We start from the raw sequence: 22945 nt of genomic DNA, 5'->3' as shown, positions 1-22945 counted from the left end.
CGTTCCGCACGCCCTAAGTCACCTCGCTCCCAAGCCTCGAGCATGCAGTACCAGCAACTCGGTGACTCCGACGTCGAGGTCAGCGAGGTCGGCTTCGGCGCGTGGGTCGTCGGCACCGACTGGTGGGGGGACCGCTCGGAGGACGACGCCCTCGAGATGATCCAGTACGCCGTCGATCAGGGAATCACCTACTTCGATACCGGTGACGTCTACGGCCACGGCCGCAGCGAGGAGCTCATCGGCCAGGCCCTCGCCGAGGTCCGCGACGAGGTCACGATCGCCACCAAGGTCGGCTACGACTTCTACAACAATCCGCAGGCGGGCCACGGCGAACTGCCGAAGGAGATGGACCCCGACTATCTGCGGGAGGCCGTCGAGAAGAGCACAGAGCGCCTCGACGTCGACACCATCGACGTCCTCCAACTCCACAACGCGAACGTCGAGGAGATCACTCCGGACGTACTGGAGCTCCTCGACGAACTCGAGGAGGAGGGGCTGATCCGCGCCCGCGGGCTCGCGCTCGGTCCCTCCATCGGCTGGCTCGCGGAGGGCGACCTCGCCATCGAGGAGGAGTTCGACTCCCTCCAGCTGGTGTGGAACGTCTTGGAGCAGGAGGTCGGGAACCACTTCCTCGAGACGATCGGTCGAACGGGCTCGAGTACGAGCCTCATCCCCCGCGTGCCACACTCCTCGGGGATTCTGAACGAGCAGGTCACCCCGGAGACCGAACTCGACGCGGGCGACCACCGCGGCTTCCGCCCCGACGAGTGGTACGAGACGGGCTGGGAGAAACTCGAGGCGCTGCGTTTCCTCGAGCGCAGCGGTGAGCGAACGATGGGACAGGCGTCCATCGCCTGGCTGCTATCCCACGAACCGGTCGCCTCAGTCACCCCCACATTCCGAACGAAAGCCGACATCGACGAGTGGGCTGGCGCGAGCGACGTTCCCAAGCTCTCCGACGAGGAGCTGACTCGAGTCGCCGAACTGTACGCCAACGGCTTCGACATCGACCGCGACGACGGAATGGACAGCCTGCGATCGTCGGTCGACGGCGCGGACATCGAGGCGGCGGGGCTGGACAAGCTCGCCGCGGACTGAGCCGCCGGGACGCAGTTCGGCGAGGGTGTCCGTCCCCCGTGTTTGATAATCGTCGTCGTGGTGCGTATCCCGATGGCGCCCGACCGCCGACACCGCCCGACGAGGCGAGACGAACCCGGACGCACCGTACCGCCCGCTCCCGCGACCCCCATCGGGAGCGGCCCACCGCCGTCTCACCGGACCGCTCCGGAGGTGGGGAGATGAGCGAATCCAACCCGGTCCGCCTCGCGGCCCGGGCCGTCGAGCTGTACCGGCGCGGCGGCGTCTCCGAGGTGACTCGCGGCGTGAAGGACTTTGGGAGGGTGCGACTCGCTGCCGCGCGAACCGCCGAGTACCAGCGGCGCCGAACCGACAACGCGGAGCGGTGGGCGTTCGTCGAGTCCCACCTCGAAGCGGACGACACCACGCTGATCGACATCGGTTGCGCGGAGGGGTACCTCACGGCGAGAGCCGCCGACTACGGGTTGGTTGCCACCGGCCTCGATATGGATGAGACGCATCTGGAGGACGCCCGCCGGCAGTTCGGGACGAAAGAGCGCCTCTCGTTTATGAACTGGACGCTCACGCCGGACACGATCGAGGACCTTCCGCCTCACGACGTGACGCTGTTTTTCACCGTTCACCACCACTGGGTCCGCAACTACGGCCGGGAGGCCGCCGCCGACATGTTTCGAACCCTCGCGGCAAAGTCCAACACGGTGTTCTACGAACCGCCCGGCTCAGTCGCACTGCCCGACACCGACACCGATCTCGACCCGGCCAGAAGCGCCGACCACTACAGCGCACTGATACGCGATCACTTCGGCGACGCCGTCTCGATACGCGGGTCGACGACGGTGTCGTACATGGGCCTCGAGGGCCGGTCCGACCCGCTGTTCGCGCTCGACACGTCGTCCTACGATGGGGACGACGGCGCGGAGAGGCGGTCACCGCGGGGACTGACGGACCTGCTCGCCGCGACGGCTCGCGCCGGCTCCCCCCTCGACCGATCCTGACGGCGCCGCGAGGGTAGACTTATGTAGCTGATAGAACAGACTGCGCTGTATGCAATCCCCGTGGGAGGAAATTTCACACGTAACGAAGGTCGATCCGGCGAAGCCGCTGCCGTCCGGCCTCGAGGTGCTCGAGGGGACCGACCTGATCCTCGTCGGCGGCTCCGACGGCGTGACCGCGGCGAACACGCTCGAGGCGGTGCGGGCGATCGACGATTCGTTCCCCGAACTGCCGGTGTTCCAGGAGCCCTACCACCCGGACCACGTCTCGCGGGAAACGATCGACGCGGTCGACCGCCTCTCTGTGCCCGCCGTCTACAACGGCGATCGGGACCACTTCGTCGGCAAGCACGTCGACCTCTTCACGGAAGTCGGGAAGAAGCCCGACGACCTGCTCGGCTCGAGCCTGCCGCTCGTCGGCGACGTGATCGCCTCGAAGGGCGAGGAAGTCGTCGCCGAGATCGCCGAGAAGCTGGTGGGAGAGGGGTACGTCGTCCAGCACCTCGAATCGCGGGCGGCGACCGTCTCGGGCGTCGAGGAGCGCTACACCCCCGAGCAGGTCGCCGGCGCGGCCCTGGCCACGGAATCGTTCTACGGCTTTCCGATCTTCTACATCGAGTACTCCGGCACCTACGGCGGGACGGCCGACGTCGAGGCGGCGGCGACCTACCTCGAGGACACGACGCTATTCTACGGCGGCGGCATCGACAGCGCCGAAAAAGCGACCGAGGTGCTCGAGGCCGGCGCGGACGCCGTGGTCGTCGGCGACTGCTTCCACGACGATCCGGAGCGGTTCAGGAAGACGATCCCTGCGACCGTCTGACACCGACTCGCCGACGGTCGCTACGACACGCGCGACGGTTGCCTACGACAGCGCCCGCTCGACCGCGTTCGCTACCCCTCGAGCCTTCTCCGCGAGTTTCTCCGATACCAGCCCGTCGGCAACGGCTGCCTCGAGTTCCGCCTCGTCGACGATCTCGACCGAGCCGTCGGGCCGCCGAATCACGTCGACGTAGAGGTCGACGTAGCGGGCGCAGTCGGGGAACAGCTCGACCGGCGTGCAGACGTTGACGTAGGTCCCCTTCGCTTCACCCGACGAATCGCGGTACGTAGTGGGGTACCACCACCGGCCCTCGCGGAGCTTCGTCACCGCCACGTCGCCGTCTTCTTTTGGGATGTCGAGGGCGTCGTACGTGCCCCCGCCGCGCATGGAGCGCTCGAGGGTGACGTTCCCCTCGCCGTCCCACTCCGTAAGCTCGCCGCGGCCCAGCGTGATGAGGCGGCCGTCGGGTTTCCCGTGGCCGAGCGCGATCCGATCACCGCGCTGGGGGCCGAACTGGCGGGCGACGGCGGTGAACGGGAACTCGCGGTCGTCCCCGTCGGCGGTCGGGTCGACGACGGCCTCCGCGAAGTCGACCGCCGCGCTCGCGGCCCGGTCGGCGGCCTTTGTCCGGTGGTGGCCGGGAATCGTCGTCTCGACCGCCCGCCGCTGGTCGTCGAGGGCGAACCGGGACTCGCGGCCGAACCAGAGCCACGCCGTCGCCGCCGGCGCTGTGAGCCGGCCCGGCTCGTCGGGGTCGTCAGCGCCATCGACGGGGTCGTCAGCGCCATCGAGTTCGTCCTCGAGCGCCCGCGCCCGGTCGCTCGCCCGCTCGAGCGCGTCGCCCATCGCCTCGAGATCGGCGTCGCGAGCGGCGCGTTGCCAGCGAACGCCCCACCCTTCCGGAACGTCGACCGAGAGCAGGTCGGTCATGCCGACGAGTTCGGCCCCGCGGTCGCCCGAGATGGCAGCCGAGACGCCGCTGCGGGCACGAGAGAGGGTCACGAGTCCGCCGCCGACCTCGAGTTCCGGGACGACCAGCGGCCGGTCGTCGTCCCACGGCGGCGCCGGGTCGTGGACCTGTACGCGGTAGCGGTTTCCGGCATCGACGTAGCCGTCGGCGTCGTCGTACCTGAGATAACCGCGCCGGCCCTCGCCCAGATCGACGACCGCACCGCTGCCGCCGCCGGCCTCGAGCACCTCGCCGTCGAAGACCGCTCTCTTCGGGACCTCCGCCTCCCAGCGAAACGCGTCGAGGGCGAGGCTCTCGAGTTCGCTCGCGACCGCATCGACCGCATCAGGTTCGCCGGAGACGGCGACACCCAGCCGGTCTCGCGTCGTCTCGACGGCGACCGCAGCGGGGTCGGCGGGAAACGCGGCGTCGAACCGGTCGCGGATCGGCTCGGAGGCCTGGACGATCTCGAATCCCCGTTCGCGAAGGAGGTGCGTGAGCGCCGTCGTGTAGATGCCACGAACCCGCACCGCGGGCGCCGAGTCGTCCGGTGCGGTCGTCGGAGCGTCGTCCCCGGTCATCGAAGCGTCTCCCGGTCGGCCGCAAAGCGAACTCGGTCGTGGATCGTCGGCCCCAGCGTGAGTTCGACGTACCCCTCGCTGAGCACGCGGCCGTCCTCGACGTACACGCCCCAGCTATCGAAGCGGAGCCACCCGCGCATCTCCCCGCCGTGGGTCGTGATGTCGGCGGACTCGACGGCGTGTTCGGGAAACTCGCTGCTCGAGTGGGCCATCGCCATATCGGAGTAGACCGTATCGTGGTCGTCGAAGAACGACTCGAGGGCCGCGGCGTCCGCGGAAACGGCCTCGACGACGGCCGCCGAGGCCGTCTTCAGTTCCTCGAGAGAGAGCCCCTGGTCGCGAAGCGCCTGCTGGGTACGCTGATCGAAGTGCATACGGCCTCTTGGCGTGCGATCCCTTTGTGGATTCCGAGTTCGGAGATCAGTCGTCGGCGGGGACCGAACCGGTCCAGTTCGCCCGAGAATCGGTGGGCGTGGTGTCGTCGACGGTCGGCTCTTCTGGCGTCGGGTCCTCGAGAGTCGGGTCGGGTCGGGTTTCTGTTCGTTTGGCTGTTCGGTTCGTCTCCGTTCGCTCCTCGTCGTCGGCGGACGGCGGGGCCGAATAGAGGATACCGCGGCTTGAACTGTACATCGCTTACCCCGGACTGGAAACTGTGAGGTCTTAACTTCCCCCCTTAAACATGTAGTGATATTTAATACCATACTAGGACTGGGGGCCGCGTCACCGCCGAACCTATTTCTAAAGTGGAAGGTGTAAGGGGCGTATGTCACGCCGGCGCGATCCGATCGAACGATCAGCCGAAGAGTCGGCTGACCTGTACGACGTCTCGACGTGGGAGCCGCGGACGGCCGTCGACCGATTCGCCTACGGGCTCTACTGGGGTATCAACGCCGGGCTGCACGTTATCGTGCTGCTCGTCGCGTTGATGATAACGCTGCTGTTGCTGGTCTCGCCGGCGCTCATCGTCGCCGAAGATCCGGTGATCAGCCTCTTCTTCGGCCTCTCGATCGTTCCCGCGCTGTTGCTTGCGGGCTACATCTGGTACGCCGATATCACGACGAACGAACCGGTGAGGCTGCTCGTGTCCACGTTTCTGCTCGCCATGCTGTTCGCGACGTTCGCGGCGGTGTTCAACGATATCGGCCGGATGGCGTTCGAGACGGCCACCCTCGTCGGTGCGGCGCTGTTTTTCTACCTGATCGTCGGTCCGGTCGAAGAGACCGTGAAGCTCCTCGCGGTTCGCGTCTTCGCCTACCGGAGCGAGTCGTTCGACGCCGTCATCGACGGCGCGGTCTACGGTGCCGTCGCCGGTCTCGGGTTCGCAGCGATCGAGAACGTGCTGTACATCGCCCGTCACGTCGCGGAGATCGATTCGGGGACGAGTCTGCTGGCCGCTGCAACCGGTATTACGACCGCTCGCGCGCTCGCGGGACCGGGACACGTCATCTACTCGGCGATCGCCGGCTACTACCTGGGGTTGGCGAAGTTCAACCCGCAGTACGCGGGCCCGCTGATCGTCAAGGGACTGCTCATCGCCTCGGTGATCCACGGCACCTACAACCTCACCGTCGGGATCGCGCCCACGTATCTGGCGGCGACCTACCCCATCAGCGGCGACGTCGCCTTCGTCGGCTACGTCATCGCCTTCGACCTTGCGATCGGCTACTATCTCTACCGGAAGATCACGCGCTACCGCCGGACCTACCGCGCGGTCAGAACCGACGCCGAGAACGCCGATCTCGCGCCCGAACGAACCGAGTTCGAGCCGTCACAGCGCTGACGTCGGGTTTCGTGGCTACGCGTCTGCCAGCCAGAGCCGGACGATGTGGCCGCCCTCGACCCGGTAGATCCCGATCGTTTCGGTCGTCTGCTCGTCGTCGATCAGGACCCGTTCGTGGAGCACGACCGTCTCGCCGACCGTAATTCGAGATTCGACCTCGCAGCGAAGCGACGGATACTCCTCGAACAGCGCTCCGTACTCGTCACGAATCGCCTCGCGTCCGGCCGCAACCGGCTCGGAACCGCCCAACGGTGCGATCACGGCGTCGGGTGCAAATGAGTCGACGAACCGATCGAGATCGCCGTCGTTGTACGCGTCTAGCTGGTGATCGACCACGGCAGCGGGCCTCGAGTCTGTCGAATGATCTGTCACAGCGCAGTCGTCTCTCCCGACTCGTATCAATCTGCCGACGGGACAGATGGCGCGTGGGCTTCGAGCAACCGCTCGACGTACTTCGCGAGCACGTCGACCTCGAGGTGGACCGGATCGCCGGGCTCCTTTTCGGAGAGCGTCGTCAGCTCGTAGGTCGTCGGGATGATCGCGACGGTCACCCGCCCCGTTTCGGCGGTTTCACGGCCCTCCTCGAGATCGGCCACCGTGAGACTGATCCCGTCGAGCGTGATCGACCCCTTCTCGACCACGTAGCGGTCGTACCCTTCGGGGAGTTCGAACTCGAAGAACCAGTCACCTCCCGGATCATCGCCGGTCGGTTGTTCCGAGGCGCGCGACGCCTCGTTCTCTTCAACCGACTCGACCCCGCTCACCGTCGCCACTGCGTCGACGTGGCCCTGGACGACGTGACCGTCGAAGCGGCCGTCGGCGGGCATCGCTCGCTCGAGGTTGACCGCCTCGCCCTCCGAGAGTTTCCCGAGGTAGGTCCGCTCGACGGTCTCGGTGGCGAGAAACACTTCGAACCACGCCCCTTCTTCGAACCGCTCGACGGTGAGACAGACGCCACTGACGCTGATGCTCTGGCCGTGCTCGAGTCCGCGTGCGACCTCGTCCGCCCCGATTCGGAGGCGCAACCCGTCCTCGGTCTGCGATCTGCCGACGATCTCGCCCGTCTCCTCGACGATCCCCGTAAACATACTCGAGGGTCGGGCCGTCGAACGCAAAGACGTTCCGATGCCGAAACGCGTTCCAGATTCGGGACGGCGAGCCACCGCGTTTTTCTCGTCGTGGGCCGACTCTCCAGCAATGGCAGGCATCATCGACACGATCAAACTCGGGGGCGTCCTCGTATTCGCGATTCCCGCGGCGCTGGCGGGCCTCGAGATTGCGCTCGTCCGCGGCGAGACGCTTATCGGCGGAGCACTGATCGGACTCGCCGTCGCGCTCGTGCTCGTCCAGCGGTATCTGACGCTGCCGACGGACGTTCCGGGACTGCTGGTCAAACGCGTCACCGGAACCTCGAGCAAGGAGCCGGAAGAGAAGACCGACTAATCGACCAGCGCTGTGGGCTCAAGCGACCGCGAAAGCCCCCCCAGCCGGCGCGGGCGTTCTCGTGGCCCGTCTCCTGTCTCCGAACCCTCCTCGTCAACCGCCGGCCCGCACGCGAACACGTCCGCGAGGCGGATTTCGTGGTCAGGAGCGTCGACGGCGACATCGAGTCGGAACACACGTCCCGACTCGATCGACTCCCCGCCGACCGGCCGCTCGGCCGGCTCGAGGCCGATTCCCGCGGCGCGGGTCGAGATGCCCTCGTCGAAGCCGAACGCCCGGATTTCGGCCTCGAGGTCGGCCTCGACGGTTCCCACAGCGGCCGCCTCCGCGGTCAGCAGCGAGCGGGCCGACCGCAGCGCGTTCGTGAGCGCGACGTGCGCGCGGCGCTCGGGGCCGCCCTCGCCGTCGACGACGACCGTTCTTGCGACGTATCCGTGGTAGCCCCCGGGTTCGCGAGCGGTCGTCTCGAGGACGATCGGCTGTCCCGTCCCCAGCGGCGTCTCGCCGGTGGGTTGGCCGTCAGAACCGCGTCCAGCCGCGATCCGCGTCGAGCCGGTCGGAATCCCGTCTGCAGCGACGATGCCGGCCTCGAGTTCGCGCCGAAGCCGGCCCAGGGTCAGCGCCTCGCCACCGACCGCCAGCGACCCACCGGCCGTCCGCTCGGCGTCGACGAGGGTAGCCGCCGCTCGACGGATTCCCGCCGCCGCCGCGGTCTGGGCGGCCTCGAGTCGGCCGAACTCTCCCTCGGTTTTCGATGTCCGCGCCCGCTCGAGAGCGCCCGTCGATGAGAGCGAAAGACCCGCATTTTCGAGGTAGAGCGCCGCGTCGTGGGGGATCGTGCGCGGCGTCAGCGCGGTTCCCAGCCGTTCCTCGTTCAGGTCCTGGAGCAGCCGCTCTATCGGGTGCGACGAGTCGTGGAGCGTCGCCGTTTCGGTCGAGCGGACGTGCCAGCGGTCGCCGTCGAACGCGACGGCGTAGTACGCTTCTTCGAGGCGATTCGGGGGATTCGAGAGACAGTAGCGGATCGTCGGCTCGAGTCCGGGGCCGACGTGGACGAACAGGTCGGCGTCGCGGGCCTCGAAGGCGTCTCGAAGCGAGCGCTGGAGGTGGTCTCGCCGACCGGTCACGGCGCTCCGGCTTCGGGCTCGGGCTCGACCGGCTGGGGTGCCTGGGCTTGCTCGAGCAGTTCCTCCAGGGTGTCCTCAGTCCGGCGGTTGTGGAGCAGGACGTCGATCGGAAGCGTAGGTGCCCCGTCGACGACGTTCTCGAGGAGGACGAGCCGTTCGCGGGCGCGGGACATGCCGACGTAGAAGACCCGGCGCTCGTTGTCGGTGAGGACGGGAACCGGCGAGGTCGTCTTGGTGAACTCCTCACAGCCCTCGACGTCGGTCGGGTCGTCGACCGTGGCGACCATCTGCTCGACGACCTTCTCAGTGAGGTCGGTGGCAACGAAGACGTGGTCGGCCTCGCGACCCTTCGCGGAGTGGATGGTCCCGACGCGGACGCGGTCGGTTTCCATGCCCGCGTACTCGCCGATGGCGAAGTAGGCCTGGATGGTCTTTTTCTGGAAGTTCGTCACCTTCCGAACCATGTCCGACGCCGACGCCGGGCCGGGCATGAACGGCGCGTGGTCGCGGATCACGTCGGCAGGGATCGTGAGTTCCTCCAGGTCGTCGACGTCGGCCTCTTCCTTGCGGTCGTCGATGGTGTCGAAGAGGTCGTTTCGCTCGTTGGTGCCGAAGGCGGACTCCATGAGCATATCCGCGAGTCTGCGGGCCTGCAACCCGTCGACGTCCTCGCCCTCGTCGATCGCCTCGACGGCCCGGACGTACTGGGTGAGGCGGTCGGTCCACATCCGCTGGTCGGTGAGCGCGGTGAACGGCACCCCCTCGGTGATGAACTCGTCGATGAACTGGAACATCTGGTAGCGCGCCCGGAACAGGAGCATGATCGTTCCGTCGTCCTCGACGAGCGTGCGACGGACCATCCGGACGAGATCGAGCATCGACGGCCCGGAGTAAGCCTCGACCGCCCCGCCTTCCTTGCGCGGCTTGAGGTCTTTGTCCTGGCGCTCGTCGATGTGGCGGATCTCCTGGTTGACCGCGTTCAGCACGTTCGAGGGGAGTCGGTAGGAGTTGGGGAGGATGATGTCCTCGTCGACCTGCTCGTCGAGCAGGAGTCGGGGATCGGCGCCCTGCCAGGAGTAGACGACCTGGTCGTCGTCGCCCGCGATGAGGACCTGCTCCATGTGGGGTTTCCACTCCTGATAGACGTCGTACTGCAGGGTCGTGATGTCCTGAAACTCGTCGATCACCAGGTAGTCGACGCTCGGGAGCAGCGAGCGCTGTTTGACCCGCTCGAGCATGTCCGCGAAGCCGATCTTCCCCTCGCGACCCTTGTAGGCGCGCCACCCTCGAATGGCCTCGGGGACATCGATTCGATCGTCGTCGCTCGGCCAGGTCGGCGTGTACTTGTTCCCCTCCTGGGCGTTGGGGTCAATTTCGGGCGGGAGGCGGACCTCCTCGTCGTTCCACTGGAAGGGGACGTCGTACCAGTCGGCGACTTCGCGGTTCGTTCGCTGGAGCCACTGGCTGGTCGCGATCACCTTGTTCCCGATCGTCGTCGATCGGGCGGTGCGTCGACCCGCGCCGCTGTACTCGTCTTCGAACTCGAGGCCGAACTCGTCGCAGAACTCCTCTTTGTCCTTCTCACCGATGACGTCGCCGCGAGAGAGATCCAGCAGATCGTACGCCTTGGCGTGCATCGTACAGACGTTGCCCTGCAGGGCACGCGGGCTCTCGTCTATTCGGTCGGCGAGGCGCTCTCGGATCTCCTGGGCCGCTGCTCGCGTGTACGAGACGACGAGAATGTCCCGGAACGTGACGTCTTCCTGGTCGAGAATGTCTTCGACGTGGTCGAGAAGCGCCGTCGTCTTACCGCTTCCCGGCCCACCGAATAGCCGGGTAACCTGCGTCTCCGTGGTAGCCATTATCCCTGTTCAGGGACGCGATACGCATAAGTGACGTGGGTTTCGTGTCGGAAAAGATGCGGACGTGGTTACCCCCGATTCGATCTGGCCGTCCTGACCTCGGCGCCGTCTCGAATCTTGTCCGGACAGGCCGGACAGACCCGAGGGTCGTCGATACCGGACGGTGCAAACACGCGGACGTACGCCTCCGTTACGAAGCCACCGCAGTTCTGACAGGTCGGCATTGAACTCTCTGCCGCCTAGTTAGAAATAATGAATAATAGTCGTATCGACACGACGGCCCGGGTTCGGGTGAGAGCTACCGTGGATCCCACCCACAGACGTTACACGACGCCGCCGCGGTGTCGTGGAGGCCGCCACAGTCCGGACACTGCTTTTTGTTATAGTTTCGATCCCACCCTGGTTGCTCTACTGTGTGGCCGCGGTCCGCCAGGAACTGGTCGAACTCCTCGTCGCCGGCACCGTTGGGTGAGGATGCCATAGGTGTGCTATGGCACACCACGGTAATAAAGTGTTGGGTCTTGACAGCCGCTGCCACATCCACGGTGACCGACTCGTTTCCCGCCCGACCCGCGAACTTTTCTCACTCACGCACGAACGGACGCGTATGAGCGACCTGCGCCTCGATGCGACGCAACTCGACCGCTACTCGAGACACGTCATTATGGACGAGGTCGGTCCGGAGGGACAGAAACGGCTGCTCGAGGGGCGGGTGCTGGTCGTCGGCGCCGGCGGTCTGGGCTCGCCCGCGATCCAGTATCTCGCGGCGGCGGGCGTCGGCGTGGGAATCGTCGACGACGACGTCGTCGAGCGCTCGAACCTCCAGCGCCAGATCGTCCACGGCGACGACGACGTCGGCCGGGCGAAAGTCGACAGCGCCGCCGACTACGTCCGCCGACTCAACCCCGACGTCGACGTCGAGACGTACGAAACCCGGCTCACGCCCGACACCGTCGAAGAGCTGGTCGCGGACTACGACGTCGTCCTCGACGCCAGCGACAACTTCGCCACCCGGTACCTGCTCAACGACCACTGCGTGCTCACCGGCACGCCGCTCTCCCACGGCGCCATCTACCGCTTCGAAGGACAGGTGACGACGTTCGAGAACGGCGGGTTAGACGGGAGCCGCGAACCGAACGGCCCCTGCTACCGCTGTCTCTTCCCCGAAGCGCCCGAACCCGGAACAGTGCCGGACTGTGCGACGACCGGCGTCCTCGGCGTCCTCCCGGGTACCGTCGGCTGCGTTCAGGCGACGGAAGTCGTCAAACTGCTGCTCGAGGCCGGCGACTCGCTCGAGGGGCGACTCCTCATGTACGACGCGATGGGGATGACCTTCGAGACGGTCGAGATCCGGCAGAATCCGGCCTGTCCCGTCTGCGGCGACGACCCCGCGATCGACTCCGTTCGAGACGTTTCCTACGAGGAAACCTGCTCGATCTCGGCCGACTGATCACCCCCGCGACGGGTGCAGAGCTCGCATCAGAACACCGATACGCCCGTGGTTCGAATCGGCGATTCGATGGCTCCGCTCGCGACTCTCGAGAACGCCACGATCGAAACGAAAGAGCGCAAGATCAGAAACGTCACCGTCGAGATCCACGACGGTTGGGTGATGATCGAGGAGGGCGAGGAGATGTGGGTACCGCGTAACCGCGTGATCGACGTCGTCCGCTGATCCGGCTCACCCGAGGACGACCGATTCGCGTTCGAACTCGCCCCGCTCCTCTCGCCAGCGCCAGGACCGGACGAGCGGCGGCGTTTCGTCCGCCAACGCCGACAGCGAGACGATCACGTACGATCGATCGGGCCACGCCGCCGCCTGGGTATCGGTTTCCGACGGTCCCGGCGGCCCCCGCGGGTGGGAGTGGTAGAAGCCGACGATCCCCTCGCCGCGTCCCTCGAGTCGCTCGAACAGTTCGAGCTGCTGCTCGGGATCGATCCGATACCGACTCTCGGGCGTCTCGGCGACGTTTTCGGCGGGGTACGCCGACGTGACGCGGCTCTCTGCGGAAGCGAACTCGCCGCCGAGGATCCCACAGACCTCTTCCGGAGCCCCCGCCCGAGCCAGTCCGACGATCTCCTCGCGGATCGAACGAGGGAGCGCCAGCCGGGGCGAAGCGTCGCTCACGCGCCGTCGGACCGCGTACTCGAGGCCGGTCGCGGCTCGCTACCCGCCCGCTCGAGGTCGGCGAGCGGAACCGCGACCGCCGGCGGCGGCGCGTCGAACCGGTCCGGGCTGACGATTCCGGCGAGTGCCTCGAGGGTGTCCACGAGGCGCGGCCCCGGCCGGTTGAGGTAGTGGTGGCCGTCCATCGCCCAGACGCGACCCTCGCGGACGGCGGTGAGCGCCTCCCACCCCGCCCGCTCGGTGAGATCCGACAGGTTTTCGGCCGTTTGCTCGAGGCCGAACCCGCAGGGCGCGACGATCACGACCTCGGGGTCGTACTCGCAGATTTCGGCCCACTCGCGGGGACGGGAGCGCTCGCCGGGGTCGGCCAGCCCGTACTCCCCGCCGGCCCAGGAGACGAGTTCGGCCGTCCAGTGGCCCGCCAGCATGACGGGATCGGTCCAGTCGAAGATCGCCACGCTGGGACGGTCTTCGGCGTCGACGTCGGCCGTCCGATCGCGGATCGCGTCGATTCGAGCCTCGAGCTCCTCCCGAACCTCTCGAGCGCGCCCCTCGCGGTCCGTCGCCCGCCCGATTCGCTCGAGGTCCTCGAGCACGTCCGAAACGGTGTGGGGATCGGTCGTGAGCAGCCGCGGATCGGCGTCGATCTCGTCGAGGGCGCGCTCGATCACGATCTCGTCGACCGCACAGACGTCACACATTCCCTGGGTGACGACCAGCTCCGGCTCGAGTCGCTCGAGGAGGGCCGTTTTCACGTCGTAGACGCCCTCGTCGGCGGCCGCCTCGAGCACCTGTCGGTCGATCTCGGCGCTCTCGGCGCTCGCGTCGACCCGCGAGCGAGTAACGGCGGGGAGGTCCGCGACGCCCGGCGGGTAATCGCACTCGTGGGAGACGCCGACGGGCTCGATCCCGAGCGCGGCGACGAGTTCGGTCGCCGAGGGCAGCGTCGTGACGGTTCGCATGGCTGGTCGTTAGAGTGCCAGCGACAAAAACGGCGCCGTCGCTCAGGGACGGTCGTGTACGTCGCCGGGTCCGCCGGTTTCGTCGTCCTCGTCCGCGTCGGCAGGCCCGTCAACATCGTCGAACTCCTCGGAACGACCCGCGTCATCGAGTGTGTCCGTTCGACCGTCTACGCCGAACTCGTCGACCCCCTTGTCGCTCTCGAGCTCCTCGACCTCGTCACCGATCTCGAGATCGGCGGGCTCCGGGTCGGACGCCTCCTCGAGCGGTTCGTCGCCCGATTCGATCTCGATAACGATCCCCTCCTCGGTTTCCCTGCGGCCGAGGGCACGCCCGAGCGACCGTTCGGTTTCCTCGCTGACTTCCCAGAGGAACCGCATCAGCCGATCGGCGTCTGCGCCGAGGTCGGCCTCGAGCTGGCTCCGCGAGAGCTGGTCGATGCTGCGGGCGCCCTCCGGGTGAAGGTACTGGAACGGGTGGTCCGGCGGCACCTCCCGGAGGTCGACGTCGAACGACCACAGGTACGGGACGGCCTGGAGCGCGTAGCCGTGTGGCTTGGGCGCTTTGCGGCCCGCCGCGGTCAACGCGATCGTAATCGCGGTCGACTCGGCGTCACTGTCGTAGTAGACGCCCGGCAGCTTCGGAATCGAGAATTTCATGCAGTCGGGTACAGCCCCTCGAGGGGTGAGCCTACCCCCGGCACATCCAGTCCCGTTTTCAGGGGGGCCACACCGTGTCAGCGAATCGGAGTGGAACCGGCTGGCGGCTGAACGATAACTGTCGGTCGCGCGAGCGGCCCCGCTACAGCCCGTAGAGGTCGCCGAACTTCTCGTCGACGTACTCGAGGAAGTACTCCGCCGTCAGCGGCTCGCCGGTGGCGACCTCGACTAACTCCTCGGTGGGATAGCGCTGGCCGTGGCGGTGGACGTTCTCTTCCATCCACTCGCGAAGCGGCGCGAACTCACCCTGCCGGATGAGGTCGTCGACGTCCGCCTCGAGATCCTCGCGCATCGCGGCGTCGAGCTGGGCCGCCAGCACGCTGCCGACGGTGTAGTGCTGGAAGGCGGCGAAGTTGTACGACCAGTGGATGTCCTGCAGGGCGCCCTCCGCGTCGGTCTCGGGAACGACGCCGAGGTAGTCCTCCATCTTCCCGTTCCAGACGTCGGGGATCTCCGACACCTCGAGGTCGCCCTCGACGAACGCGCGATCGATCTCACACCGGAGGATGATGTGGAGGTGGTAGGTGAGTTCGTCCGCTTCCACCCGGATGAGGTTCTCGGGGTAGATCCGGTTGACCGCCGCGTAGGCCTCGTCGACGGTGACGTCCTCGAGTCGCGGGAAGTGCTCCTTCATCGTCGGCAGGAAGAACTCCCAGAACGGCTTCGTGCGTCCGACGTGGTTCTCCCAGAATCGGGACTGGGATTCGTGGACGCCGCTCGAGAGCGACTCGCCCAGCGGCGAGCCGTACTCGTCCTTTCGCAGCCCGAGCTGGTAGCTCGCGTGGCCGAACTCGTGGATCGTCGCCGTCAGCGCGTCGATCGGGTCCTCCTCTTTGAACCGGGTGGTGATCCGGGCGTCGTACTGCGTGCCGGACATGAACGGGTGGGGTGCGGTGTCGAGGCGGCCGTGCTCGCGGTCGTACCCCAGGAGATCGACGGCCTCCTCACAGAGCGCGCGCTGGTCGTCCTCGTCGTAGCTGCCGGTAAAGGGCGACGGAAGCTCGTCCCCGCTCTCGCGAATGTCGTCGATCAGCGGCACGAGGTGTTCGCGGAGGTCGTCGAAGATCCCCTCGACGGTTGCAAGCGGGAGGTGAGGCTCGCGGTCCTCGAACATCACCTCGTAGGGGTTGGCGTCCGGTTCGATGTGGCCGGCGCGCTCGGTCTGGAGGGCACGAAGGCGCTCGAGAGAGGGCGCGAAGGCGTCGAAGTCGTCCTCGCCCTTCGCCTCCTTCCACGTCTGCTGGCTCTCGGACTGGTGTTCGGAGAGTTCCGAGACGAGTTCCGGCGGTACGTTCACCGCCCGCTCGTAACTCCGGCGGATCTCGCGGACGACCGCGGCCCGCTCGTCGGTGAGCTCCGTCGATTCCAGCTCCTCGAGCAGCTCGCCGATCTCGTCGTCAGTCAGCAGGTCGTGGCGCGCAGAGGAGAGCGCGGCGGACTGCTTCGCGCGGGCGGGTGAACCGCCTTCGGGCATCATCACCTGCTGGTCCCACCCCAGCACCATCCCCGCGTGACCGAGGTAGACGATCTGTTCGTAGCGGTCGGTCAGCTCCTCGTAGGCGTCGACCGGCCCGGTGTCGGTTTCGTCAACGGTTGCCATACATCGATTCGAAACTGGAACGATAATGAAGGTTCGGGTGCCGGCGCTCGAGTGGGTCAGTCCGGGGCGCGAAAAGGGGGTGACGAACCGTCGAATCGGCGGCGGTTACTCGAGGTCGTACAGCTCGCCGTACTTCGATTTCGCGTACTCGAGGAAGTAGTCGGCCGTGTAGGACTCGCCGGTAGCCTCCTCGACGAGGTCGGGCGTGGTGTACAGCTTGCCGTAAGCGTGGACGTGTTCGCGCAGCCAACCGTTGAGATCGTCGAACTCGCCTTCGCGGGTGCGGTCGTCGAGGTCGCCGAGGTCCTCTTCGGCCGCGTCGTACAGCTGCGCCGCCAGCACGGAGCCCAGCGAGTACGTTGGGAAGTAGCCGAAGGAGCCGTGACTCCAGTGGATATCCTGGAGTGCACCCTCCGCGTCTGTCTCGGGACGGACCCCGAGGTACTCCTCGTACTTGTCGTTCCAGACCTCCGGGACGTCCTCGACGTCGAGGTCGCCGCTGATCAGGTCGCGCTCGATCTCGAAGCGGATCACGATGTGGAGGTGGTAGGTGAGTTCGTCCGCCTCCACGCGGATGAGATTGTCGTCGTACACCTGGTTCGCGGCCTCGAAGGCTTCCGCGGGGGAGACGTCCTCGAGTTCCGAGAACTGCTCGCGAGCCGTCGGGAGGAAAAACTCCCAGAACGGCCGTGAGCGGCCGACGTGGTTCTCCCAGAGCCGGGACTGCGATTCGTGGACGGTGAGGTCGCGGGACTCCCCCAACGGCGTGCCGTAGTGCTCGTCGGGGAGCCCCAGGGTGTAGTTGGCGTGGCCGAACTCGTGGATGGTCGACGTGATCGACCCCAGCAAGTCGGACTCGTCGAAGCGGGTCGTCACCCGGGCGTCGAACTGCGTCCCCGAGGAGAAGGGGTGGGGAGCGGTGTCCAGGCGCCCCCGGCCCCAGTCGTAGCCGAGCGCGTCGAGGACGTCCCGCGCGAGCGCCTCCTGGTCGTCGTCGTCGAAGGTGCCCGAGAAGGCGTCGGTGGCGAGGTCCGCGTCACTCTCGTCGATCGCCTCGATCAGCGGGACGAGTTCGTCTCGCAGGCGCTCGAGCACCCGATCGGCCGTCTCGAGGTCGAGGTACGGTTCGTAGTCGGCAAAGAGCACCGCGTAGGGATCCGCGTCGGGGTCGATGTGCTCGGCGTACTCGCGTTTGAGTTCGACGAGTTTCTCGAGGGTCGGCGCGAACGTCTCCCAGTCGTCTTCTTCTCTCGCCTCCATCCAGGTAGGGTGGGCGTTGGCGGTCGTCTCCGAGATCTCCTCGACGAGCTCCCCCGGGACGCTCGTCGCCCGATCGTACTGGCGTCGGATCTCGCGGACGACGGCGGTTTGCTCCTGTGTGAGCTCTCCGGATTCGAGCTCCTCGAGCAGCGCACCCGTCTCGTCGGCGGTCAGCAGTTCGTGGCTGAGCGACGACAGCGTCGAAAGCTGTTTCGCACGCGCGGGCGTCCCGTCCTCTGGCATGACGACCTCCTGGTCCCAGCGCAGGATTCCGGCGGCGTTGCCGACGTTCGAGATGCGCTCGACGCGCTCGAGAAGTTGCTCGTAGGCGTCCCCCTCCGTGGCGGCCTGTTCCGTAGACATCGATCCGAAGTACATGAGGGGGGCCTATCAACGTCGTGGTTCCGGCCGTCGCACTGGGGACGTGGGACCCACGACGGGGCCCCAAGAGATCGCAGCCGTCGGGACTGGCGGTTCGGAGAATGCAAGCAACGAACTGTTTATCAGCATCAGTGAACGTCAGGATACAATGGTCGTTGCCTCACTCGTCGTCTTCGTCGTGAGCCTGCTCATCGGCGCGCTCGGCATCTTCCTCGGTGCCAAGTTCGTCGTCGGCGTCGAAGATTACACCTACGCGATCGGCACCGCCCTCATCGGCGCGATCGTCTGGGCGGTCGTCGGTTTCTTCCTCGGATGGATCCCGCTGCTGGGGCCGCTCCTGGTGTTCATCGCGTATCTGGCGGTGATCAACGCCCGCTACCCCGGCGGCTGGGTCGAGGCGCTCACGATCACCGTCGTCGCCTGGCTGTCGGTGCTCGTCGTCCTCTACGTCCTCGCGCTCGCGAACGTCACCGGGTTCGAGGCCGCCGGCGTCCCCGGCGTCTGAGACGGGATTTACCGGCGACGAACGGGACAGAACTATTGCGTGCAAGACCGTAGCATACGGTACGATGGGATTTTTCGAAACGGTCGGCAGAAAGGTCGAGGAGTTCAAACAGGAGGCCCAGCGAGCGGCCGAAGACGACGCGACCCACGTCTGTGCGGACTGCGGCGAGGGGTTCTACACGCCACAGGAATCCTGTCCGGAGTGTGGGAGCGACGACGTGCGCGCGACTGACTGACCGACTGCAAACCACTGACCGACCGCAAACCGGCGGCTCGGATCGTCGTCCCACAGCAGCGACCGGCTACCCCAGCCAGCTCTCCGCCGTCCGCCGATAGATCCGTTCGCAGCGCTCGAGCACTTCGATCGAGACGCTCTCGGTTTTCGTGTGCGCTTCGCCGGGTTCCGAGGCGCCACAGATCACGCACGCCGTCCCCGCCTGGGCGAGCCAGCCGGCGTCGGTCGCGTGGGGTTTCGTCACGTGTTGGGGCGTCCCCGACTGGGCGGCGTCGGCCGCCTCGAGCACCGCCGTGGCGAACGCCTCGTCGTCACACCGCATCGGAGGCAGGTCCTGGTCGACCTGCCACTCGACGCCGTCGATCGATTCGACCCGCTGGAGGTCCGCGCGTTCGCCGGGGACGGTTCGCTCGTCGACGGTGATCGTACAGCGATCGGGGACGACGTTGATCGCCGATCCCCCCTCGATCTCGGTGACGACGACGCTCCCGGAGAGCGGTTCTCCCAGCACCTCGACGGTCGGCACCTCGAGTCCCCGCACCTCGTCGATGGCCTCGGTCGCCCGGTAGATGGCGTTCTCGCCGGCTTCGGGCTCGCTGGCGTGGCAGGCCGTCCCGCGGGCGGTGATCGTACTGCCGCGGCGACCCCGGTGGGCGACGACGACGTCCGTCACGCCGGGACCGGAGTAGTTCGTCGAACCCTCGGCGACGATGGCGTGCTCGGGAGCGAAGCCGTTCTCGATGGCGTGGCGGGCGCCGACCCCGCCGATCTCCTCGCCGACGAAACTCGCGAAGACGAGTTCGCCCGCGGGCTCGGCGTCGCCGGACCCTGCCTCGCTGCTCGAGGCGCGCGGCACCTCGCTGTCCCGGAAGGCGACTGCGGCAGCCGCGACTGCCCCCTTCATGTCGGCCGCGCCACGCCCGTACAGGCGGCCGTCGCGCTCCTCGATGACGTATTCCTCGTCATCGATCTGAGTGGGGTCCGGCGGCACCACGTCGTGGTGGCCGACGAGCGCCAGTTGCGGACCGGAGCCCTTGCGGGCGATCACGTTGCCGACGGCGTCGCGGCTCACCGCCGCCGTCGTTTCGCGGCGCAGCCACGCCTCGAGGGCGTCGCCGGCCGCCGTCTCGTCGTCGTGACTCGGAATCGCGACGAGGTCGCGCGCGAGATTCAGGACGGTCATATGGAGCCGAGTTCGGCCCCCACCGAGTTGGATGCATCGACACCGGCAGGCCGTTCCGAGCGGGCGACGTTGACGATCCAGGGAACCGCCTGCCGAGGCGGACGACGATCCCCTACAACCTTATGTGAGTCAGCGAGAATTACAAGCGATGTCCGACTGGTGTATCGACGACCTCGTTCTTCTGCACCTTCGGGAGTGCCCGACGGATCGCAACTACGATCGAACGAGCGTCGGGATCGCGTCGGTGCTCAGACTGGGCGAGTCGATGGCCGTCCGCGTCTCGTTGCTCTCCGCGCTGACGGCGCTCGAACACGACGGATACCTCGAGACGTCGACGGCGTCGGTCGATGGGCTGGCTGGCGACCGGACGGTGTACCATCTGACCGACGTCGGGCGGCGGCGAGCGACCGAGCTTCATGACCGGGCTATCGACGAACCCATCCGGGTCCACGTCGACGGGAGTCGGCGGGACCACCGTCTGGGAGCGCTGCCGGAGCGCTACGATCTCTCGGTGGTCGACGCCCTGTCGATGCGCTCGCCCGACGGCGACCTCTATCTCGAGGGAGCGCTCGAGCCCGCGTTCGTCGGTCGAGGGGACGAACTGGAGCGACTGACTGACCTGTTCTCGACGGTTCGAACGGGCCGGACACGAGTCGCCGCGATCACCGGAGAAGCCGGTATTGGAAAGACGGCGCTCGTCGACCGACTGCTCGCCGAGGCGCGTTCGACCGACGTCGACGTCCTGGTCGGGCGCTGCCGGCGAGAGGGGGGAATACCGTACCAGCCACTCAGAGAGGCGTTCGACGAGGCCGCCGACGGGCGTTCCGCCGGACCGATGCCGTTCGACACCGACCGACCCGCCCCCAGCACGGCCGAGATGTACGAAACCCAGATCACGGCCCTGTTTTCCGAGACCATCGCCTGGCTGCGAGAGCGCGCCGCGGCGCGCCCGCACCTCCTCGTCCTCGAGGACCTGCAGTGGGCCGACGCCGCCACCCTCGAGCTACTGGCCTACGTTCGCGATCGGCTCGAAACCGCGCCGGTCTACGTGGTCTGGAGCTGTCGGTCGACGCCGCTTCGAACCGACGACCGGTTGACGGCCCTGCTCGACGGCGTCACCCGAATCGAACTCGGCCCCCTCGAGCGACCGGCCGTCACCGATCTCATCGAGCGACACGTCGGCCGCCGCGGCGTTCCCGCGTCGTTCATCGATGCCGTCATCGAGCGGACTGGCGGGAATCCGCTGTTCGCCATCGAGACGGTGACGGCGCTGCTCGAGGCGGGAACGCTCGATCCCGACCACGACAGCTATCCGAACGACTGCGAGGAGATCGACCTTCCCGAGGCGGTTCGAACGACGCTCCGCCGCCGGCTCGAGTATCTGGATTCGGACACATGGGCCGTTCTCGAACGGGGTGCCGTCCTCGGTGACCACGTTCCCATCGCCGTTCTGGCTGCGACGAGCGACCGGTCCGAGCCACAGCTTCGCGAGCACGTCGCCGTCCTGGTCGAGGGAGACGTCTGGCGCCGCGAGGGTGATACCGTCCGGTTCGTAAGCGAGGGGCTTCGCTCGACCGTCTACGAGGGGATCGATCGATCCCGACGGCGACGACTGCACCGGCAGATCGCCACCGCGATAGACGAGGGAACGACGACACAGCCACACGCTTCGGTCGCCCACCACGCGCGGCGGGGCGGTGAGGACGCACTGGCTCTCGATCACCTGCTGGCCGCAGGCGAGGCTGCCAGAGGCGTCTACGCCTACGACACGGCGATCGAACGCTACGAGGATGCGCTGGCGCTCGCCAGGGCGACGGACCGCGAAACGGTCGTCCTCGAGACACTGGAGGCGCTCGGGGACATCTACTACACCCGCGGCGAGTACGAGGCGGCGGACAGGCGGTTCCGGTTCGTTCGAGAGCAGACGACCGAGCCCGAACGGGTTCGGCGGACCTACCGGTACCAGGCCCGAATGCGCTTCGAACGCGGCGAATACGACGCCACCGAACGCTACGCGACGGCGGGACTGGCCGTCGGAAACGAGACCGTGACGAGCGAGCGGTGCTGGCTCCAGGACTATCTGGCCGGCTCGCAGATGAAACGCGGTCGACTCGAGGCGGCTATCGACGGCTTTCGGACCCAGCGAACCCTCGCCGCCCGGATCGACGACCCGCTGTTACTGGGGCGGGCCTACCAGAACCTCGGCACCTGCTACCAGCGCCGCGGAGCGGTATCGCGTGCCGTCGAAAGCCTCGAGCGCGGCGTCGATTTGCTCGAGGAAGCCGGTGACGATCGCGAACTCGCGCGGTGTCTGAACGACCTCGCGATCACGTACGAGGCGGCCGGAGCCTACGATGGCGCGACCGCTACTCTCGAACGCTGTCACGAGTTGGCCGAGGCGACCGGAAACGTTCGGCCGGCGTTTCTCGCGCTCAACAACCTCGGCGCGTTCGCGCAGTTTCGCGGCGAGTGGGACGAAGCGCGCGGCTACTGCGAGCGAGTCCGGTCGCTGGCCGACCGCGTCGACAACCAGGAGTACGCGGCGTTCGCCGCAACGAACGCGGGGATCATCGCGGGGGCTGTCGGAACACTCGACGCCGCAGTCGAGGAAATCGATCGAGGCCTCGAGTGGACCCGCGAGCACGACCAGCAGTACCTCCTCGTCCAGCAACTGCTCACCCGCGGCTCCCTTCTGTGGCTTCGAGCGGCGTTCGATCCCGCCGAACGCGCGATCCGAGAGGCTCTCGAGATCGCCCGGGCACGGGAGTTCAAACAGTGGGCCATCGCGGGCGAACGCGACCTCGGTGTGATCCGACGCGAGCGCGGGGCGCTCGAGGAAGCCCTCGAGATCCAGCGACACGCGCTGGGGCGTGCCGAAGGGGCCGGGAACGACCGACAGCTCGCCGAACACCGCTGGCAGCTCGGCGAAACCCTGGTGCGGGCCGGCCGCCCGGACGACGCGCTCGAACAGGCCCGCAGCGTCGAGGCCGAACTCCCGCCGAGCTACCGGGTCGGCCGCCTCCAGACGACCGTCACCCGCGGCGCAGCCCACCGCGCCCGCGGCGAGTTCGACGCCGCACGGAGAGCGCTCGAGGCGGTTCTCGAAGAGCCCGAGCCGCGCTCGACGGAAATGACGCTTCGGACGCGTCGGGAGCTGGGGTTCATCGCCGTCGAACGCGGCGCCGCGTCGGCCGCACGAACGCAGTTCGAGGCCGGTCGGACGCTCGCGGCGGCCGCCGGAGCGACGCTCTACGAACGGCTGTTCGACGAACGTCTCGAGACGCTCGAACAACCGCGGATCGAGTCGAACTGACGCGGGC

The 22945-nt window shown here is 67.3% G+C and carries 25 protein-coding genes; 10 read left to right on the top strand and 15 right to left on the bottom strand.

What is annotated here, in order from left to right:
- Positions 1–42: 42 nt before the first annotated feature.
- The 3 genes from AC6I6S_RS10320 to AC6I6S_RS10310 all read left to right on the top strand — a co-directional run bounded on the left by AC6I6S_RS10320 (position 43) and on the right by AC6I6S_RS10310 (position 2913).
- Positions 43–1098, top strand: coding sequence for an aldo/keto reductase (locus AC6I6S_RS10320; RefSeq protein WP_497949937.1), 1056 nt, complete (start codon positions 43–45; stop codon positions 1096–1098).
- 200 nt (positions 1099–1298) lie between these two features.
- Complete coding sequence (locus AC6I6S_RS10315; protein WP_497949936.1) at positions 1299–2093, top strand: class I SAM-dependent methyltransferase; 795 nt, start codon at positions 1299–1301, stop codon at positions 2091–2093.
- 49 nt (positions 2094–2142) lie between these two features.
- Entirely contained in the window at positions 2143–2913 is a 771-nt protein-coding gene (locus AC6I6S_RS10310; RefSeq protein ID WP_497949935.1) for a geranylgeranylglyceryl/heptaprenylglyceryl phosphate synthase, read from the top strand.
- 42 nt (positions 2914–2955) lie between these two features.
- Here the strand turns inward: AC6I6S_RS10310 and AC6I6S_RS10305 are convergent, their stop codons facing one another.
- From AC6I6S_RS10305 to AC6I6S_RS10295, 3 genes are read right to left on the bottom strand one after another with little or no spacing between them, the layout of a single operon-like run.
- Complete coding sequence (locus tag AC6I6S_RS10305) at positions 2956–4443, bottom strand: ribonuclease FAU-1 family protein (protein WP_497949933.1); 1488 nt, start codon at positions 4441–4443, stop codon at positions 2956–2958.
- The gene (locus AC6I6S_RS10300) at positions 4440–4817 is read right to left on the bottom strand and encodes a DUF7532 family protein (RefSeq protein WP_497949932.1); all 378 of its coding nucleotides are present in this window, start codon (positions 4815–4817) and stop codon (positions 4440–4442) included. The genes AC6I6S_RS10305 and AC6I6S_RS10300 overlap by 4 nt, the downstream gene beginning before the upstream one ends.
- Positions 4818–4863: 46 nt before the next feature.
- A complete protein-coding gene (locus AC6I6S_RS10295; protein ID WP_497949931.1) occupies positions 4864–5073 on the bottom strand; it encodes a hypothetical protein in 210 nt (69 codons plus the stop codon).
- A 133-nt stretch (positions 5074–5206) separates the two neighbouring features.
- On the opposite strand from AC6I6S_RS10295, the gene AC6I6S_RS10290 reads away from it, so the two are divergent.
- Positions 5207–6223: a PrsW family intramembrane metalloprotease gene (locus AC6I6S_RS10290; RefSeq protein ID WP_497949929.1), complete on the top strand. Its 1017-nt coding sequence runs from the start codon at positions 5207–5209 to the stop codon at positions 6221–6223.
- A 15-nt stretch (positions 6224–6238) separates the two neighbouring features.
- Here the strand turns inward: AC6I6S_RS10290 and AC6I6S_RS10285 are convergent, their stop codons facing one another.
- Together AC6I6S_RS10285 and AC6I6S_RS10280 are read right to left on the bottom strand one after the other, a co-directional pair.
- Positions 6239–6595, bottom strand: coding sequence for a nuclear transport factor 2 family protein (locus AC6I6S_RS10285; protein ID WP_497949928.1), 357 nt, complete (start codon positions 6593–6595; stop codon positions 6239–6241).
- A gap of 26 nt (positions 6596–6621) precedes the next feature.
- A complete protein-coding gene (locus tag AC6I6S_RS10280) occupies positions 6622–7311 on the bottom strand; it encodes a riboflavin synthase (protein ID WP_497949927.1) in 690 nt (229 codons plus the stop codon).
- A gap of 109 nt (positions 7312–7420) precedes the next feature.
- Between AC6I6S_RS10280 and AC6I6S_RS10275 the strand changes: the two genes are divergently transcribed.
- Positions 7421–7666, top strand: a complete 246-nt coding sequence (locus tag AC6I6S_RS10275; protein WP_497949925.1) for a DUF7533 family protein — start codon at positions 7421–7423, stop codon at positions 7664–7666.
- On the opposite strand, the gene AC6I6S_RS10270 is transcribed toward AC6I6S_RS10275, so the two are convergent.
- From AC6I6S_RS10270 to AC6I6S_RS10255, 4 genes are all read right to left on the bottom strand, one after another.
- Positions 7663–8793 (bottom strand): M24 family metallopeptidase, encoded by a 1131-nt coding sequence (locus AC6I6S_RS10270; protein WP_497949924.1) that lies wholly within the window; start codon positions 8791–8793, stop codon positions 7663–7665. The two genes, AC6I6S_RS10275 and AC6I6S_RS10270, sit on opposite strands and share 4 nt — an antisense overlap.
- On the bottom strand, positions 8790–10655 hold the full coding sequence (locus AC6I6S_RS10265; RefSeq protein WP_497949923.1) for a UvrD-helicase domain-containing protein: 1866 nt from the start codon (positions 10653–10655) through the stop codon (positions 8790–8792). The genes AC6I6S_RS10270 and AC6I6S_RS10265 overlap by 4 nt, the downstream gene beginning before the upstream one ends.
- A gap of 68 nt (positions 10656–10723) precedes the next feature.
- The gene (locus AC6I6S_RS10260; protein WP_497949921.1) at positions 10724–10879 is read right to left on the bottom strand and encodes a DUF7563 family protein; all 156 of its coding nucleotides are present in this window, start codon (positions 10877–10879) and stop codon (positions 10724–10726) included.
- Between the two features lie 74 nt (positions 10880–10953).
- Entirely contained in the window at positions 10954–11136 is a 183-nt protein-coding gene (locus AC6I6S_RS10255; protein WP_497949920.1) for an HVO_0416 family zinc finger protein, read from the bottom strand.
- A 126-nt stretch (positions 11137–11262) separates the two neighbouring features.
- Here AC6I6S_RS10255 and ubaA point away from each other — a divergent pair, with 126 nt between their 5' ends.
- Both ubaA and AC6I6S_RS10245 read left to right on the top strand, forming a co-directional pair.
- Positions 11263–12105 (top strand): SAMP-activating enzyme E1, encoded by an 843-nt coding sequence (gene ubaA, locus AC6I6S_RS10250; protein WP_497949918.1) that lies wholly within the window; start codon positions 11263–11265, stop codon positions 12103–12105.
- A 69-nt stretch (positions 12106–12174) separates the two neighbouring features.
- On the top strand, positions 12175–12330 hold the full coding sequence (locus AC6I6S_RS10245; protein WP_497949917.1) for a hypothetical protein: 156 nt from the start codon (positions 12175–12177) through the stop codon (positions 12328–12330).
- 6 nt (positions 12331–12336) lie between these two features.
- On the opposite strand, the gene AC6I6S_RS10240 is transcribed toward AC6I6S_RS10245, so the two are convergent.
- The 5 genes from AC6I6S_RS10240 to AC6I6S_RS10220 all read right to left on the bottom strand — a co-directional run bounded on the left by AC6I6S_RS10240 (position 12337) and on the right by AC6I6S_RS10220 (position 17685).
- Complete coding sequence (locus tag AC6I6S_RS10240) at positions 12337–12783, bottom strand: desampylase (protein WP_497949915.1); 447 nt, start codon at positions 12781–12783, stop codon at positions 12337–12339.
- Positions 12780–13745, bottom strand: coding sequence for an ABC transporter substrate-binding protein (locus AC6I6S_RS10235; protein ID WP_497949914.1), 966 nt, complete (start codon positions 13743–13745; stop codon positions 12780–12782). Before AC6I6S_RS10235 ends, AC6I6S_RS10240 begins: the two co-directional genes overlap by 4 nt.
- A gap of 42 nt (positions 13746–13787) precedes the next feature.
- Positions 13788–14402 carry a hypothetical protein gene (locus AC6I6S_RS10230; RefSeq protein ID WP_497949913.1) on the bottom strand — a complete coding sequence of 205 codons (615 nt, stop codon included), beginning with the start codon at positions 14400–14402 and terminating at the stop codon, positions 13788–13790.
- Positions 14403–14544: 142 nt separating this feature from the next.
- Complete coding sequence (locus AC6I6S_RS10225) at positions 14545–16062, bottom strand: carboxypeptidase M32 (protein WP_497949911.1); 1518 nt, start codon at positions 16060–16062, stop codon at positions 14545–14547.
- Positions 16063–16167: 105 nt separating this feature from the next.
- Positions 16168–17685: a carboxypeptidase M32 gene (locus AC6I6S_RS10220; protein ID WP_497949910.1), complete on the bottom strand. Its 1518-nt coding sequence runs from the start codon at positions 17683–17685 to the stop codon at positions 16168–16170.
- Between the two features lie 166 nt (positions 17686–17851).
- Here AC6I6S_RS10220 and AC6I6S_RS10215 point away from each other — a divergent pair, with 166 nt between their 5' ends.
- Positions 17852–18208: a hypothetical protein gene (locus AC6I6S_RS10215; RefSeq protein WP_497949908.1), complete on the top strand. Its 357-nt coding sequence runs from the start codon at positions 17852–17854 to the stop codon at positions 18206–18208.
- A gap of 64 nt (positions 18209–18272) precedes the next feature.
- Positions 18273–18443 carry a zinc ribbon domain-containing protein gene (locus AC6I6S_RS10210; protein ID WP_497949907.1) on the top strand — a complete coding sequence of 57 codons (171 nt, stop codon included), beginning with the start codon at positions 18273–18275 and terminating at the stop codon, positions 18441–18443.
- 66 nt (positions 18444–18509) lie between these two features.
- Here the strand turns inward: AC6I6S_RS10210 and AC6I6S_RS10205 are convergent, their stop codons facing one another.
- Positions 18510–19625 carry a M20 family metallopeptidase gene (locus AC6I6S_RS10205; protein ID WP_497949905.1) on the bottom strand — a complete coding sequence of 372 codons (1116 nt, stop codon included), beginning with the start codon at positions 19623–19625 and terminating at the stop codon, positions 18510–18512.
- A 148-nt stretch (positions 19626–19773) separates the two neighbouring features.
- Here AC6I6S_RS10205 and AC6I6S_RS10200 point away from each other — a divergent pair, with 148 nt between their 5' ends.
- Positions 19774–22938 carry an ATP-binding protein gene (locus AC6I6S_RS10200; protein WP_497949904.1) on the top strand — a complete coding sequence of 1055 codons (3165 nt, stop codon included), beginning with the start codon at positions 19774–19776 and terminating at the stop codon, positions 22936–22938.
- The last annotated feature ends 7 nt before the right edge of the window (positions 22939–22945 follow it).

Source organism: Natrononativus sp. DTA114 (genome assembly GCF_059736515.1).
Note: the sequence above shows the minus strand (reverse complement) of the source record. Positions and strands in the feature narration are given on the sequence as shown.

Excerpts from the sequence above, each read along its gene's own strand:
- AC6I6S_RS10245 (WP_497949917.1), top strand. The coding sequence starts at position 12,175 with ATGGCTCCGCTCGCGACTCTCGAGAACGCCACGATCGAAACGAAAGAG.
- AC6I6S_RS10300 (WP_497949932.1), bottom strand. The coding sequence starts at position 4,817 with ATGCACTTCGATCAGCGTACCCAGCAGGCGCTTCGCGACCAGGGGCTC.
- AC6I6S_RS10295 (WP_497949931.1), bottom strand. The coding sequence starts at position 5,073 with ATGTACAGTTCAAGCCGCGGTATCCTCTATTCGGCCCCGCCGTCCGCC.
- AC6I6S_RS10200 (WP_497949904.1), top strand. The coding sequence starts at position 19,774 with ATGTCCGACTGGTGTATCGACGACCTCGTTCTTCTGCACCTTCGGGAG.
- AC6I6S_RS10290 (WP_497949929.1), top strand. The coding sequence starts at position 5,207 with ATGTCACGCCGGCGCGATCCGATCGAACGATCAGCCGAAGAGTCGGCT.
- AC6I6S_RS10305 (WP_497949933.1), bottom strand. The coding sequence starts at position 4,443 with ATGACCGGGGACGACGCTCCGACGACCGCACCGGACGACTCGGCGCCC.
- AC6I6S_RS10215 (WP_497949908.1), top strand. The coding sequence starts at position 17,852 with ATGGTCGTTGCCTCACTCGTCGTCTTCGTCGTGAGCCTGCTCATCGGC.
- AC6I6S_RS10275 (WP_497949925.1), top strand. The coding sequence starts at position 7,421 with ATGGCAGGCATCATCGACACGATCAAACTCGGGGGCGTCCTCGTATTC.
- AC6I6S_RS10310 (WP_497949935.1), top strand. The coding sequence starts at position 2,143 with ATGCAATCCCCGTGGGAGGAAATTTCACACGTAACGAAGGTCGATCCG.
- AC6I6S_RS10260 (WP_497949921.1), bottom strand. The coding sequence starts at position 10,879 with ATGCCGACCTGTCAGAACTGCGGTGGCTTCGTAACGGAGGCGTACGTC.
- AC6I6S_RS10320 (WP_497949937.1), top strand. The coding sequence starts at position 43 with ATGCAGTACCAGCAACTCGGTGACTCCGACGTCGAGGTCAGCGAGGTC.
- AC6I6S_RS10220 (WP_497949910.1), bottom strand. The coding sequence starts at position 17,685 with ATGTCTACGGAACAGGCCGCCACGGAGGGGGACGCCTACGAGCAACTT.
- AC6I6S_RS10265 (WP_497949923.1), bottom strand. The coding sequence starts at position 10,655 with ATGGCTACCACGGAGACGCAGGTTACCCGGCTATTCGGTGGGCCGGGA.
- AC6I6S_RS10225 (WP_497949911.1), bottom strand. The coding sequence starts at position 16,062 with ATGGCAACCGTTGACGAAACCGACACCGGGCCGGTCGACGCCTACGAG.
- AC6I6S_RS10235 (WP_497949914.1), bottom strand. The coding sequence starts at position 13,745 with ATGCGAACCGTCACGACGCTGCCCTCGGCGACCGAACTCGTCGCCGCG.
- AC6I6S_RS10210 (WP_497949907.1), top strand. The coding sequence starts at position 18,273 with ATGGGATTTTTCGAAACGGTCGGCAGAAAGGTCGAGGAGTTCAAACAG.
- AC6I6S_RS10205 (WP_497949905.1), bottom strand. The coding sequence starts at position 19,625 with ATGACCGTCCTGAATCTCGCGCGCGACCTCGTCGCGATTCCGAGTCAC.
- AC6I6S_RS10230 (WP_497949913.1), bottom strand. The coding sequence starts at position 14,402 with ATGAAATTCTCGATTCCGAAGCTGCCGGGCGTCTACTACGACAGTGAC.
- AC6I6S_RS10280 (WP_497949927.1), bottom strand. The coding sequence starts at position 7,311 with ATGTTTACGGGGATCGTCGAGGAGACGGGCGAGATCGTCGGCAGATCG.
- AC6I6S_RS10315 (WP_497949936.1), top strand. The coding sequence starts at position 1,299 with ATGAGCGAATCCAACCCGGTCCGCCTCGCGGCCCGGGCCGTCGAGCTG.
- AC6I6S_RS10255 (WP_497949920.1), bottom strand. The coding sequence starts at position 11,136 with ATGGCATCCTCACCCAACGGTGCCGGCGACGAGGAGTTCGACCAGTTC.
- ubaA (WP_497949918.1), top strand. The coding sequence starts at position 11,263 with ATGAGCGACCTGCGCCTCGATGCGACGCAACTCGACCGCTACTCGAGA.